Raw genomic sequence first — 13,650 nt, 5'->3', positions numbered from 1 at the left:
CTGGCCCACCCACGTAGCGCACCGGCACCCCGCTGACCATCGCTAAGGATAGCGATGGTTGCCCGCCGCCGGGTTTTGCGATAGTGCGCCTGCGGAGGAATGCATGCGGCTACGAGCCGGCACCCCGCCGCTTTAACTGTTGAAGTTGCATTGTGTTTTTCCGGGGGACCCACATGCCAGCGCCACTACTCACGTCGACCAGTCCGCCGGACTTATGCCGCCCCGGCCTTGCATCGACTGCCATGGTTGCGCGTTGGGACTCGGTTCCCTCCTCATCGCTGGCCGTCATCTTCCTGGACACATCGCTCCTCAACGACTGCACCTGGAACTGGCTGCCTTCACAGCCCAAGCTGCAGCCGATGGCGCTGGAAGACGTCCAGCAGATGCTGAGCGGCGCATTGCAAGGGCCGATGCTGGCAAGCGGCATGGCAGCCAGCACATCGCCCGCCGCGCGGGAGCCCAAGCCTCAGTCCAGGCCCCTCACCCGCCGCCAGTGCGACGTGCTTCAAGAGGTGGTGTGCGGCCGGTCGAACTCCGAGATTGCGGAACGGCTGCACATCAGCGTGGAAACCGTCAAAAGCCACATGCGCCAACTGCTCGTGCGCATGGGGGCGCGAAACCGCACTGAGCTGGCGACGATTTATCAGCGGAGCCGGTAGGCGAGGTAAGCCACGCGGACGCACGGATCGCGCATCCAAAAAAAAAGCTCGCGACGTTGGCGAGCGGAAGGTCCACACCGGTGGGGCCGAGCGGACCGCGGGAAAATTCTGAAAACGGATCAGGCACTCACTACGCCGCCACGGCCGACGCGCTGGCGTCCGCATCCGACGTGATGATGTGCGAGCAGAAGTGGGCGAGGTCTTGAAGGACAGCAATCTGTGCGGCGTCGATGCGCCTGGGCACGACATCGAGCACGCACAACGTGCCCAGCGCGTAGCCAGATCGATCGAACAACGGTGCGCCCGCGTAAAAGCGGATGAACGGGTGGCCCGTCACCAATGGGTTGTTCGCAAACAGCGGATCAGCTGCCGCGTCTTCCACGATGAACGGCTCCGTGCCCTGGATGGCGTAGTTGCAGAACGCCCATTGGCGGGGTGTCTCCCGTGCGTCCAATCCGTGGCGGGATTTGAACCACTGGCGCCGGTCGTCAACAATCGAAACCAGCGCCATCGGTACGCCCAACGCATGGCAGGCAAGCCGCGTAAGCCGGTCGAATTTGGGGTCGTCTGCGGTGTCGAGAATGCCGCAGGCCAACACCGCTTCTACGCGCGCGCTTTCACGTGCGTCTGCTGAATGGTCAGTCATTCGTGTCTCCTTGGGGCGGTCTCTTATGCGACCTGGAAGCTCTGCACCGATTGGGCGAGCGCCTTACCCTGTTCTTCAAGCGCTTGCGACGCGGCCGCAGCCTCCTCAACAAGCGCGGCGTTGCGCTGTGTCATTTCATCCATCTCTGACACGGCAATGTGAACCTGTGCGATGCCTTGGCTTTGCTCCGTGCACGCCGCTGCAATTTCTTCGATCAGCGTGGTCACAGAGGCGACGGAAGTCGTGACCGATTCCATCGTCTTGCCGGCGCGGTCGGCCACGATGGCGCCTTCCTTGACGTGCGCGCGCGACGATTCAATGAGTTCCTTGATTTCCTTGGCCGCCGTGGAAGAGCGCTGCGCCAACGCGCGCACCTCGCTTGCCACCACGGCAAAGCCGCGCCCTTGTTCGCCGGCGCGCGCTGCTTCCACCGCTGCGTTCAAGGCCAGGATGTTGGTCTGGAAGGCAATGCCCTCGATGAGGCCCGTGATCTCGCCGATGCGGGCAGAGCCGTCGCTGATCTTGTTGATGACGCTGACCACATCGCCCACGTCTGCGCTGCCCTGTTGCGCGATGCTCGACGCGTTGGTTGCCAGCGCTGCCGCCTGCTGCGCGTGGGCCGCATTCTGTTGCACGGTGGTGGTCAGTTCTTCCATGCTAGAAGCCATCTCTTCAAGCGCGGAGGCCTGCTCTTCCGTTCGGCCTGACAGATCAACATTGCCGCTGGCAATTTGCGTGGAGCCTGCCGAAACGGAGTGCGCCGCTTCGCCAATCTGGCCGATGAGCGTGCCTAGACCATCGCAGATCGTCTTCATGGAGGCCAGCACACTGCCCGGATGCGCATCTTCAAAGCCCGCCTTTGCGCGGAAATCACCGCCCGCGATGCGCGTTGCAGCGTCCGCCAGCGCCACCGGTTCTGCGCCGAGCTGGCGGAGCAGGCTGCGGGCAATCGCGAACCCCAGCACACTGGCCAACACCAGGCCAAACAGCCCCGCGCCAATGCCGACCCGCACACCAGCCACCGCATAGGACCGCGCGTTCTCCACGGCTTCGCTTGACCGCTTGACCACGAACTCGTCGAAAGCGCGAACGGCCTCGCCGAGCGCGGCGAGCAGCGGCACGCAATCGCGATTGATCTTGTCGATAGCGGCGTCGCGCTGCCCGGCACGGCCGAGTTTCACGATGTCTACGGCAACCGGGCCGTACTTGTTTTCCACCGCGCGGATGCCTTCGACAAAGCGTCGGGTCTCATCCGTTGAGGTGGTGCTGGTCTTGGCTTCGTACTCCAGCTGCGCGAGCCGTTGCTGCACGTCGGCATGCGCTTTTTCAGCGGCGTCCGCTTCCTTCAGCCGATCTTGTTCGTTAGACGCCAAGACCAAGTTGCGCACCGCAACGGCACGGGCCTCCACCGCCGCCCTGACCGAATGCGCGAGCATTGTTCTGCGGTACACGCCGCTTTCAAAATCTCCGAACTGCCCGCCAAGGGCATTCAGCTGATAACAACTGATGCCGGCCACCACGGCCACCAGGAGTGCCAGCGCACCGAATGCGCTGATGAGTTTTGCCTTTACCGTCATGGAGCTCCCCGCTCAAAAGTGCTTCTGTATGAAGCTTGTTTTGCTGGAGCGTAAAGGGCTTCCGTGATGGTTGTTCGGGCAAAGTTGTCTACTCCGAAATAGTTAATCCTTGCGGAAAGCGAGCACGACCAGAACACGTACGCGCGTTTTGTTGCGGTCTATAACGATCTGCGGCGGGCGCTACGGCCGGGCGGTCGTTTCCTGCACCCCCCTGGCGCGGGGGTTAGCCTGGGTTTTTTGGCACAAAGCCGGTGCAGCGGGCAGCGGCGAGGGACTCCACCTACTCCATTTAAGGTAGAGGCCGGCGATGAATTCTGCGTATCGGGTCCATAGAGAACGTTTTCGCGGCGCAACGCTGGGCTGCCTGGCGCACTTTCGGGCCGTCATAACAAATAGCGCGCTATATAACATTACGCGACGCTTACACGGCAGCTGCGGCTGTGTCTTCCGGGGAACTACGCCGACCGCTGTTGGCGCGGGGGCTTGCGGCGGCTTTTTCGGCGTTCAGAACTGCAGGCGCGGGGTTCTGGGCTTCATGTTCGGAGCTCTGAGCTCCATCCTCCGAGCTCTGAGCTTCACGTTCCGAGCTCTGAGCTCCACCTTCCGAGCTCTGAGCTCCACGTTCCGAGCTCTGAGCTCCACGTTCCGAGCTCTGAGCTCCACGTTCCGAGCTCTGAGCTCGGCGTTCGGGTCTCAAAGCTCCGATGTATCGGGCCTCGGACAGCGGCGCATGGCCTTCTGACCTCGGCGTTCGACTGTTTGAGGTCGGCACGCGGGTGTCTACGCTCGGCGCGCGCGTGTTTGAGGTCGAAAATTTGGATGTCTGCGAGCGGCGCTTGGATGTTGGCGCTCGGCGTTTGGGCCTCAGACCTCGGCGGTCGGGCCTTGGAGAGTCACGTTCGGCCCTTTGGGCTCGGTACGCGAAGGGTTGGGCGTTGTGCCCCGACATAGCGCCCCCGCCCGTCTCGGGGTCGCGTTACTGCTGTTTTAGTTATTTCTTACGGTTTGCGCGCTGAAGCACGCTCAGAACATCCCACCGGAACAGATCCACCGTGATGCCATCCAGCGAGCTGAGAATGAACGCCCCGATCGCGTCCATAAAGCCGGCCTGGAATTCGAGGGCCTTGTCCTTCAAGTAGAACTGCTGATGAAGGCGCAACGTCGGTGGCTGAAACCTGCGGTGCATCTTCATATCCATCTGCGCTTTGTGCAGATATTCCTTGGCGGCCAAGGCGCCCTGTGCGTACAGGAGGTTCTCATTGATGTTCACTTTCATCGGACACCTCCGGACGGAGGCCGCTGCGCGATGCTGGTGAACTGACAGTGTGCGGGGCGATGCCCGCGTGGGATGGGTACAGCTTGGGTCGGTTGATCCATTGTCTTGCCCTCTGGTTTGAGTGAGGAGCCACCCACCTGTGAGGGTGGGCGGGCACACGACAAGGTCTGCAATACCGACGATCCATCAAGACGGCAGGGCCTAAGCCCTCCCTGCCGAGGCCCGCCCGTAGGGGCGAACGACAGCAGCGGTAGAAACTTGATGTTTCTTCCGGACGGATCGATCGAGATTGCAGTCTCGACTGCGGTTGTTGCCGCAGCGGGGGGGAGTTTAGCGGGCAAGCAATAATCGGGCAACATCCGCCCGACTATGGTGACAAGCCCTCTTAAACCAAAGTAGATTTACTTGTTTCTTCCTGCGTTCTTTACCTTAAATCTGCTCGCGAGCCTTTGTTCCACACTCCTCCCGTCTGGACGGTTTGAGGCCGGCTGAACCGGCTTTTTGGAAACCTGCTGCATATAGTTCAAAAACTCCAAATCTCTCTCCAGATACTCGCGCTCGGTGCCACTAGCAAACTCCATCGCAGCATGAAAATCCCTTTCTGCCTGCGAAAGATAATCTCTACACAAATCCCAAGCACGGGATTTAAGATTTTTTGGAGCATCACGGTCCCTTGCTTTTTCTATGCACTTTTTAGCCAGATCAATTTTTGCCTTTCCACACAACTGCAAAAGCATAGCGTCTCGCCTGAGAGAGGGCTCTTTCTGAAACATCCTTTCTATCAAATCAATCGCCTTATCGTCATCTTTTAGCTTTCGAAGATTTATTGCCGCCCTACGCACCTCATTAGCCTCAAGACTTCTGCTACCAGCGATGGAGTTCAAAAGCTCAGCGACCTTGTGAGCATCCGAATCGCCATCCAATGCAATCAGAGCTTCCGAGATAGTTAGAAGAGTAGACGCATTACTTGTGTTCTTGATAGTTTCAAGATGCTTCTTTATGAAAACTAGAAAACGGCGGCTACTCCCCTCCGCAATCGATGCCTGGCTGAACAATTCCAGCGCTCTAAAGTTGCTTGGATCAGCATCCAACAAGGCCTCTAACTGATTCATTGCCTCGTCGTTTCTACCAATAATTATCTTATTCTCGATGGCCTTCAATTCTCGAAGAATCGCATGCCGTGGATGCGCCGGAAGAACACAAGTTACCCTCCCCGGCTCTATTACAAATGATGGCGGAGGGCACCCTTCTTCGTGCATTGTCCGAATAATTGTCGGAATACCCTGGCCTTCCGCCTGCGCAAATTGCAACTTAGAGAAGAAATAAGCAAGCGCTTGATTCTGCCAAAATGGCGCTGCGCGTCCGCTCCTAAACCGTTCCTCGTCTATAGCTCTTGGCAATGCCCCTGGAGAAGCGATCTCGACACGATCCGAAAATACCGTGACTCTAACCGGCTGATCGACTTCATAATCTCTATGAACAATTGCGTTCACAACCGCTTCTTGCAACGCCCGAATTGGGTACTTGCTTTGATTTGGAACAGCGCTTTCTTTGTCATATGCTACATAAGCCTCGGCATTCAATTGCTCAATAACTTTTCTAGTTTGGTCTACGACATTACCGATCATCTCGTATCTTTCTGCCGTGGGTTCACTCCTATCCTTTCCCCTATAAACAGAGAAAACGATATGTGCGCCAGGAATATACTTAAGAATGTTTCTACCAAATAATAAAAGAGAAAAGTTTCTCGGCCTCTCTCCTCTACCTTCATCCGGAGTCAGCAACGGAGGGACGAAGGGGGACACCGCTTCTTTCGAGGATAGAAAGTCCTCAATTGATCTTTGCGGATCCCATAACCCCATTCTCTGAAACGTGTCTCGGAGAGCAACCAAGTCAATTTCTTCTTTATCAGCATCTCGCGCAGCTCTGCGATCCCAAGGGGGCAACTGGCCTTTACTGACCAGCAATTCCCTTAATAGCGCGTCTCGTGCCTCACGAGTCTCGCGCCCAATACGGACCCAATAGCGTGACGAGTCCTTTCCATCAGATCGATAGGAATGGGCATGACCCGTTGAAGGAATGACGAAAATCAGTACCCGCCGATCTTCAGCACCATCGATTCGCTCTTCGCGTACGACCGGCGTAACAGGTGGGTCAATTTTCTCGCGGCAATGTGCCATTAATTGGCCTTCGATTTCTCGCAGCCTAGAGGAAGTCAATCCGACAAGATCGACCGATTGGAATCCATGTTCATCTTTTTTTCTGCCGCACCGCAAACAATGTATCCGCCACCAAGATTGGAGTAATCATTTGCAAATGCACAGGCAGTCCTAACGAGATCCGGTATATCGGCTACGTTTTCCTTCCATTCAACACGCTCGCTTTCACGTGTGGCTAGTTCTTTGAGATCAATTAGATTCACATTCGCTCCAATTTCCTGACTTGCTTCTCACGCAGAGTACATTACCTCAGCAATTCTGTTTGCGGCATCTGCAACGTATACCGACACCCCGTCCGGTAATTGCTGCACCCCCAAAACGCCCCACTCTTCCCATTCCGCACCACAAGCTTCACGCCGCAAGCGGGGCACGAGGGCGTCCGGTAATCCCCCTCAAACGCCTTGGCCAGCAGCGCAGCCTGCTTGTCTTCGGCCAGCGCGCGGATGCGCTCCAGCACCGCCGGCCCGTCCAATAGCTGGATGCCGGCAAGCTCGGAAAACTCCTGCACCGGGTTGCCGATATAACCGGACAAAGACCAGAACACGCCCCGCTTGACCTTGTGCGCCAGCATGGAGCCGCCCAGCGCCCGAACCTGCTCCACCTTCACGGGCTTGGACCACGCCTTGCACTGGACCACCGCCACGGGCGCGTCAAGGCCAGCCTTGTACAGCGTGGCGTCAATGCCGCCGTCTGGGCCGTGCGGCACCGTCTTCACCGTGAACCCCATCTGCTCGTAGTACTGCACGCACAGCAGCTCGAACCGCTTCCACTCGAGCGACTGGATGGCCTCCAGCGTCCAGCTTTGGGGCGCGGCGGGTTCTGCCGGCGTGGCGGCTTGTGAGGGCGTGGGGGGATTGCGAGTGGGATTGGGCGGATGAGGCGGGTTGGGCGTGTTGCTGCCCGCAACGTTGCGCGCGGCCTGGGGTGGCGCCTTTGGCGGGCGGATTCGCCCGGTGGGCTCCGTGCGCGGGGGGCCGAGCCGGGCATCGGCCTGCTGGCTGCGCTCCCGCAGGTACGACAGCACGGCAAAGAAGCCGAGCAGCAACGCAGGCATCCAGGCCAGCCCGTGCGCCAGCATGCCGACGCCGCTCAATATCGGGTTGGCCGCAAACGCGCCCGGAAGGATGTTGTGAAAAATCAGGTAACTGGCGCCCGCGCCAATCGCCAGCACCCACCATGGCAGCGACAGGAGTACGTCGCTGGTGGATGGTTGTTTTCTCCTCCGCCCCATGCACTGCCCCCGGCCTAATGCTTTTAGATATTTAGGACTAGGCGCTTTCTCTGATAATCCGCTTCAAATCGGAGCGCCGTTTTTTATTGGGAAACAGCATAAGCGATGCACCGGGATTGTGCTGCCCCCGTTTGGTTGGGGTTTTTGGTGGATTTTGAGGTGGGGGCCGATCAATATCGAAGCCCGGAGCCAGATTTATATTTGGTAAAAATCTGAATTAAAAATTGCGCATATGGATGGGCGAGCGGAGGCCCTTGGTCGCGATGGTTTGCACTTACTCCCGCAAATACTCTCGGGTACGATGCGGCACCGCATTTGCACACAACGACCGGACACAGGCAGGTAATCCGGCGCATCAACCAACCCACCAATAAAAAGACGGCCCAAACGTTGATGAACCTCTACAAGAAATCTGTCCTGGCGCTGGTCTGCGCCCTCTCTGTTTCAGCTTATGCAGCTGACAACGCACCATCCGCCCCGAACAAACCATCGCCCAGCCCAGTAAAAAAGCGGAGCAAATGCGATTGCTCCGCCGTTCAGGAGAAGGTGGTCTCTTCGCTGGGCTTCGACCCAGCATCCGAGCAAGGTCAAATCATGCTGCGGTTCGTGAAGAGAGCAATGTCGAGCAACTCCAAGCTGAGCGAGCGGATACAGAGCTTCAGTGAGCCGTCCATGGCGGAGGAAAAGCTGTCAGCCGCCGAGCGGTTGCGCACCTTGGCGTTGATGAGAACCATGGTCACGGCCACACCCACCGACTGCAAGGTGTATTTGGACGCGATGAAGGAAGACGGCTCCATGGAGTTCATGCACAAGATGTCGCCCCAAGCGCTGCAGGCCATGCTCGACACAATTGAGATCAGGGCGCTACACGAGGCGTCCGATGACGAAACGGACACCGGGGGCACGATCGAAGAAAAGCTGGAAACCCACAAGTATTTGCGTACGGCGTTCAAGCTCGACGAAAACGGGGTGCGCACGCCTCCCCCGACGCTATGCGAGCAGATTCCGCTGATGATCGACCACGTGCTGGCCACGCCCAAGCCGAAGCAAGACCGGGCATCGCTAGCCTTGCTTCGCGTGTTGGACCTGCACCCTTCTGCCCCACGAATGGTGCTCCGGCAACCCGAGACGTATTTGAACGAAGCCTTTGACGAGCGCGTTCTGCCTGAGTCAATTCGCAGCAGCCTGCCAGCGGATGGCAGCCGGCCGCTTCCGTTCAAACGTGCGGTGTTTGATTTGGAAGTCATCAGCAAGGGAGAGACAACAACCTCGCAACGATTGACCAGCACGGTCATCAACCGGCGAAACAATGGCGTCTTGGCTGCATTTACGGCTCCCACTGTGGCGTCAGGTGACGTCGACTGGACCGAGCTTGGGCTCGGTTATGGCCTGGCAACACTGCGGTCGCACTTCGTGGAGTCGAGAATCAACGCATCTCAGGCTAACCAGCTGGAGCAAGCCGCGGTCGTGGCGGCAAACACGCCGCTCAAGGAAGGCATGACGCTGCGCGTCCCATTTCCTCAGCCGGACTTCCGGGGCGAAAAAGAGCGTGTCTGCACCGTCGGGGGAGAGAGACAAGCCTCGACCGTTTTTGCAAAGCTGACTGGCGCGGCCATTGACCTGCATTGCAAGATGACCTCCGCTAAAGGTGGGGTCACAGAACTCCATACCGTCTGGTTGACGGACTATCAGCTGGAATCCGTCCTTTCCGTTCAGAACCAATATGGCAAGAACGAAATCGTCATTCATGATGTGAAGTTCGAGTAGGGCATCCCATGAGAATCGCCGCCCTCTCCGATATTCACGGCAACCTCGCTGCGCTGGACGCAGTGCTGGAAGACATTCAGGCCCAGGGCGTCGATCTGATCGTGAACTTGGGCGATATTGCGTCTGGCCCGCTGCAACCGCGCGAAACGGTGGATCGGTTGATGGCGCTGAATCTGCCGACCATTCGCGGCAATCATGAAAGGCAGGTTCTGGCGGGCGACCCATCACGCATGGGCGCGTCCGACCGATACGCATTTGAGCAGTTGAGGCCCGACCAGCTCGCGTGGTTTGCACGCCTGCCGGTGCTCCGGTACATCGAAGACGATGTTCTCCTCGTTCACGGGTCGGCCCAGGACGACCAGACCTACTTTCTCGAATCGCTTTCTGAGAAAGATTGCCGCGCGGCAACGCACGATGAAGTGCTCTTTCGCGCCGAAGATGTCGACGCAAAGCTCGTGCTGTGTGGGCACACCCATATGCCACGCGCGATGAAGCTGGCGGACGGCCGCTTTATCGTCAACCCGGGCAGCGTCGGCCTGCAGGCCTACAGCGATGCCTATCCGTTTGCCCACACGATTGAAACCGGCAGCCCGCATGCGCGCTATGCCATCGTGACTGAACAGGCAGGTGAATGGACGGCCGAGTTCCGTGCGGTTGAATACGCGTGGGACGACGCGGCGGCAATTGCGGAGCAGCGGGGCCGGCCGGATTGGGCGGTTGCGTTGCGCACGGGCAGGGTAAAGGGCTAAGGAAACTTGATATGCGTCTCTACAAAAAACTCTTGCTCGTACTCATTGTGCTCGCGCTGTTTGCAGGCTGCAACCAGCAAGCCATGATTGAGAAGTTCGCTCCAAAAGAGGAATCCGCCATCGCTCAACGCGCGCTTTCTGAGCTGATTGCCAAAAACTTCGGCTGGCTCGATAGCCAACTTGATCCCGGCCTCAAAACGCCGGACACGCGAGACACGCTAGAAAAGATGGCCAATGCGTTTCCATCGGCCCAGCCCAAGAGCGTCAGCCTCGTGGGCACACAGACCAACACGCGCAACGGCGTTACGACCTACAACCTGACTTACGAATACGAGTACCCCAACGCGTGGCTGCTCACGAACGTCATGCTGCAAAGGAAGGATGCGCAACTCCGCATTGTTGGCATGCACGCCTATCTCGAAAAGCAGTCACTGCGCGAAACCAATGCCTTCAAGTTCGCTGGCAAAGGCTTTGCGCACTACTTCGTGCTCGGGCTGGTGATTGGCATCGCGTTGTTCGAGCTTTACGTGCTAGTGCTTTGCTTCCGCACACCGATTGCCAAGCGTAAGTGGCTTTGGCTGCTGTTCGTTGCGCTCGGCATTACGCGGTTCTTCTTCAACTGGACAACCGGCGACCTCAGCTTCCAACTCTTTAGCTTCGCCATACCGGGCGCCGGCGCCTATACCGCGGGTCCGTACGCACCGCTCATCTTGAGCTTCGGTATTCCGGTCGGGGCCATCGTGTTCTTGCTGCGGCGGCGGGCGTTGGTTGCGGGTCCTGCGAGTTCAACAGACGGAGACCAAACACCGGTTGCTCCCTCTGCGTAATAGCGGGGAATCACCGTTTGAATCAGCAGTGGTGCGGAGGCAACCATGCTCAAAGCCCTGATGGAGAAGTTGCCACCGACGTCCAAGATGAGGCGCGAGCAATACACGGCGTATCGATGGCGCCTCGTGTGGATGCTGGTAGCGTGGGTCGTGTTTGCGATCGCGTCCTACATGATCTGGCAACACACGGGCAATATCGGCCGATGCATCTTGGGCGTGATCGGCTATGTCTTCGTACCGAACCTTTCCATGATCGAAGACGTTTTTACGTCGTATGAGAAGTACGTAGCGCCGTACGAGAAATACGAGAAGAAGTAAGCCGCCACCAACAACGTCCCACACACGCCCACCCAATCTCCCACGCCATGCCCGAGCACATGAATGTCGCCATCGTGCTGGAGCGCGCGACATCGCCCGCAGATCGGCTGACGACCGTCTCCGCATTGGCGACGGCCTTCGCCCGGTTCTTTGGCGAGCCGCAGGAGGTCTTCCGCATCAACTACGCGACCGGGGCATCGGAATGCGAAGCGTGGTCCGCAGCGCCGCGCCTGCTTGAAGAACAGGCCGGCAAGCACGAACTGCTCTTCGTGTATGGCGACCGGGTGGCAGTGCTCGACGGCACCCGCAGCAGCATCCATACGGAAAGCAACGGCCTGCGGGCGAGCTATGTGGTGTCGCTGCCTGTGCCACTGAATTTGCCGCTCGCACAACTGGAGCCCCACCTAGTGGACGCAGCCAAAGCCGTCAGCCGTGCGGCTGACAGGTTCGCCATTGCCGCAGGCTGGGAGCTTGAACTGGACGTGGACTTGCAGCCGCAAGACGTGGTGCGGGGCAGCTTCACAGACTTTCCGCTGTGCCGCTGGCTGGCCGGGCCAACGCCGTTGTTCTCTAGTGTGCCAATGGGTTTTGCGGGGGTGAGCCGGTTGGAGGGGATGACGCTGCTCCGGCGTGTTTGAGGAACGTCATTTGCTCCGGCCATCGCTTGCAAATGCGGCGAGGTGTCACCCGACAAACTTATAATGACGCCCGGCCACCCGCCCACGCCACCGCCTGCCGCGCATGAAACTTGCGCCGCACCTGCAGTGGCGCCACCGGCCCGCTCCACCATCCGGCCGAGCCCCTTTTGCCCAACGCCATGCCCTACCGCTTCCGTCCGTTGTCCGTTTTGTGTGCTGCTACCAGCATCGCTGCCGCGCTGGCGGCGTGCAGCTCTGCGCCCACGCCGCTCTATCAGCAGGAGCAGTTCGATGCGGCGGCAAGCCCCTATGCGCGCACCTTCCACGCCAAGTCCGATGCGACGTGCGAGGCGGCACGCCGCGCGCTGCTGAGCCAGGGCTATGTGTCGACTTCGCCGCGCCCGGACACGATCGACGGCAGCAAGAACTTCCAGCCGAGCAACGATTCGCACGTGGTGATCTCGTTCCACGTGGTGTGCGCAGAGGCCAATGCAGACGGCACCTCCAGCACGGCCTATGTGAACGCGGTGCAAGACCGCTACGCGCTCAAGAAGACGAGCACGTCGGCCAGCGTGGGCCTGAGCATCCTGGGCTCGGTGTCGCTGCCCATCGGCTCGGGGGACGATTCGATGGTCAAGGTGGCCAGCGAGACGATTCCGGCCGGGGTGTTTTACGAGCGCTATTTCAACCTGGTCGACCACTTCCTGAAGGTCGACCCGGCGCGCAAGGATCAGAAGGTCGCCAAGGCGGCGGAGAAGGAACACGTGGCCCCGCTGCCCGAGCCCGCCCCCACCCCGCAAGGCGAGCCGATGAAGATGACGACGCCCGTGGTGCCCACCCCGGCCGCGCCGCCTGTGCCGGTAGCGGCCCCTGCGCCAGCTTCGGCTCCGGCGGCTGCGCCGGCACCGAAGGCGCCTGCTGAGGCTGCACCGGCATCGGCGCCTGCGGTGACCGCGCCGCCAGCACCCGCGCCCGCAGCGGCACCTGCGTCTGAACCCGCCAGTTCGACGACGGGTGGGGCGAGCTGAGGGGCTCCATCAAAAAACAAAGCCGCCTTTGGGGCGGCTTTTTTGTTGGGCGTCGTATTAAAGCGCTTCGAGCATCTGCAGGGTTTCCGGATGCTTCTCTACCAGCTTGATCAGTACCGCCGCTTGTGTATTCGGTTTGGCGGTGCCCTGCTCCCAGTTCTGATACGTCCGCACGTTCACGCGCAAGCGCCGCGCCATCACAGCCTGCGAGGCATGTGCAGCCGCGCGGACTGCCTTGATCTCTTCGGCGCTCACGTCCACAGGCTCTGGCGCAATTGCTTTGACTTTGCGCAGGGTCGCCTTGCCTTCGCGTTCTGCGGCAAGCGCGTCCATACCCTCTTTCAGTTCAGCAAACAGGTTTCGTTTCATCGCCGACTCCTTGCTTTGACTTCTCGTTCCAGCAACTGCGCGAGGCTTTTGCGCTCTTCGCTGGAAAGGTCGCTCGCTTCGTCTTTGTCGTAGACGGCGAACATCCAAAACTGCCCGCCCGCATCCCAGTAGTAATAGATAACGCGCAGACCGCCGCGTTTGCCCTTGCCGCGTCGCTTGTCTGAAAACCGCATCTTGCGCAAACCCCCAGTTCCCTTGATCACATCGCCGACATCCGGCTGGGCAAGCAGGGTGTATTGCAGTGCTCTGTACTCGTCATCCGAGAGGTAGTGCTCTCGTAGCCGCTGAAACGGCGGCAACTCTATGAAGGTGGCTTCCATGATGC

General features: G+C 59.3%; 15 protein-coding genes. 7 read left to right on the top strand and 8 right to left on the bottom strand.

The annotated features are described in order from the left end of the window. Positions 1–242: 242 nt before the first annotated feature. Positions 243–659, top strand: coding sequence for a helix-turn-helix domain-containing protein (locus R2676_RS04695; RefSeq protein WP_206274006.1), 417 nt, complete (start codon positions 243–245; stop codon positions 657–659). Positions 660–789: 130 nt separating this feature from the next. On the opposite strand, the gene R2676_RS04690 is transcribed toward R2676_RS04695, so the two are convergent. The 6 genes from R2676_RS04690 to R2676_RS04665 all read right to left on the bottom strand — a co-directional run bounded on the left by R2676_RS04690 (position 790) and on the right by R2676_RS04665 (position 7,608). Then, positions 790–1,305, bottom strand: a complete 516-nt coding sequence (locus R2676_RS04690; protein ID WP_206273962.1) for a GAF domain-containing protein — start codon at positions 1,303–1,305, stop codon at positions 790–792. A 23-nt stretch (positions 1,306–1,328) separates the two neighbouring features. After that, positions 1,329–2,882 carry a methyl-accepting chemotaxis protein gene (locus R2676_RS04685; protein ID WP_206273961.1) on the bottom strand — a complete coding sequence of 518 codons (1,554 nt, stop codon included), beginning with the start codon at positions 2,880–2,882 and terminating at the stop codon, positions 1,329–1,331. A gap of 991 nt (positions 2,883–3,873) precedes the next feature. Beyond that, positions 3,874–4,158, bottom strand: a complete 285-nt coding sequence (locus R2676_RS04680; RefSeq protein ID WP_316856883.1) for a hypothetical protein — start codon at positions 4,156–4,158, stop codon at positions 3,874–3,876. A 401-nt stretch (positions 4,159–4,559) separates the two neighbouring features. After that, the gene (locus R2676_RS04675) at positions 4,560–6,338 is read right to left on the bottom strand and encodes an ATP-binding protein (protein ID WP_316887228.1); all 1,779 of its coding nucleotides are present in this window, start codon (positions 6,336–6,338) and stop codon (positions 4,560–4,562) included. 35 nt (positions 6,339–6,373) lie between these two features. After that, the gene (locus tag R2676_RS04670; protein ID WP_316887227.1) at positions 6,374–6,580 is read right to left on the bottom strand and encodes an AlbA family DNA-binding domain-containing protein; all 207 of its coding nucleotides are present in this window, start codon (positions 6,578–6,580) and stop codon (positions 6,374–6,376) included. Between the two features lie 41 nt (positions 6,581–6,621). Next, entirely contained in the window at positions 6,622–7,608 is a 987-nt protein-coding gene (locus tag R2676_RS04665) for a restriction endonuclease (RefSeq protein ID WP_206273959.1), read from the bottom strand. Between the two features lie 393 nt (positions 7,609–8,001). Between R2676_RS04665 and R2676_RS04660 the strand changes: the two genes are divergently transcribed. The 6 genes from R2676_RS04660 to R2676_RS04635 all read left to right on the top strand — a co-directional run bounded on the left by R2676_RS04660 (position 8,002) and on the right by R2676_RS04635 (position 12,935). Continuing rightward, positions 8,002–9,375, top strand: coding sequence for a hypothetical protein (locus tag R2676_RS04660; protein ID WP_316856884.1), 1,374 nt, complete (start codon positions 8,002–8,004; stop codon positions 9,373–9,375). Positions 9,376–9,383: 8 nt separating this feature from the next. Further along, positions 9,384–10,124 (top strand): metallophosphoesterase family protein, encoded by a 741-nt coding sequence (locus R2676_RS04655; protein ID WP_206273957.1) that lies wholly within the window; start codon positions 9,384–9,386, stop codon positions 10,122–10,124. A gap of 11 nt (positions 10,125–10,135) precedes the next feature. Continuing rightward, positions 10,136–10,951 carry a hypothetical protein gene (locus tag R2676_RS04650; RefSeq protein ID WP_316887226.1) on the top strand — a complete coding sequence of 272 codons (816 nt, stop codon included), beginning with the start codon at positions 10,136–10,138 and terminating at the stop codon, positions 10,949–10,951. A 45-nt stretch (positions 10,952–10,996) separates the two neighbouring features. Further along, positions 10,997–11,269 carry a hypothetical protein gene (locus R2676_RS04645; RefSeq protein ID WP_206273956.1) on the top strand — a complete coding sequence of 91 codons (273 nt, stop codon included), beginning with the start codon at positions 10,997–10,999 and terminating at the stop codon, positions 11,267–11,269. Positions 11,270–11,328: 59 nt separating this feature from the next. Then, positions 11,329–11,907, top strand: a complete 579-nt coding sequence (locus R2676_RS04640) for a hypothetical protein (RefSeq protein WP_316856887.1) — start codon at positions 11,329–11,331, stop codon at positions 11,905–11,907. 179 nt (positions 11,908–12,086) lie between these two features. Further along, positions 12,087–12,935 (top strand): DUF2242 domain-containing protein, encoded by an 849-nt coding sequence (locus R2676_RS04635; RefSeq protein ID WP_206274003.1) that lies wholly within the window; start codon positions 12,087–12,089, stop codon positions 12,933–12,935. Between the two features lie 57 nt (positions 12,936–12,992). Here R2676_RS04635 and R2676_RS04630 read toward each other — a convergent pair whose 3' ends face one another. Both R2676_RS04630 and R2676_RS04625 read right to left on the bottom strand, forming a co-directional pair. Next, positions 12,993–13,304 (bottom strand): helix-turn-helix domain-containing protein, encoded by a 312-nt coding sequence (locus tag R2676_RS04630; protein WP_206273954.1) that lies wholly within the window; start codon positions 13,302–13,304, stop codon positions 12,993–12,995. Continuing rightward, the gene (locus tag R2676_RS04625) at positions 13,301–13,645 is read right to left on the bottom strand and encodes a toxin (RefSeq protein ID WP_206273953.1); all 345 of its coding nucleotides are present in this window, start codon (positions 13,643–13,645) and stop codon (positions 13,301–13,303) included. Before R2676_RS04625 ends, R2676_RS04630 begins: the two co-directional genes overlap by 4 nt. Positions 13,646–13,650 lie beyond the last annotated feature (5 nt).

It is taken from the genome of Ralstonia flatus (assembly GCF_958439105.1).
Taxonomy (GTDB): domain Bacteria; phylum Pseudomonadota; class Gammaproteobacteria; order Burkholderiales; family Burkholderiaceae; genus Ralstonia; species Ralstonia flatus.
Note: the sequence above shows the minus strand (reverse complement) of the source record. Positions and strands in the feature narration are given on the sequence as shown.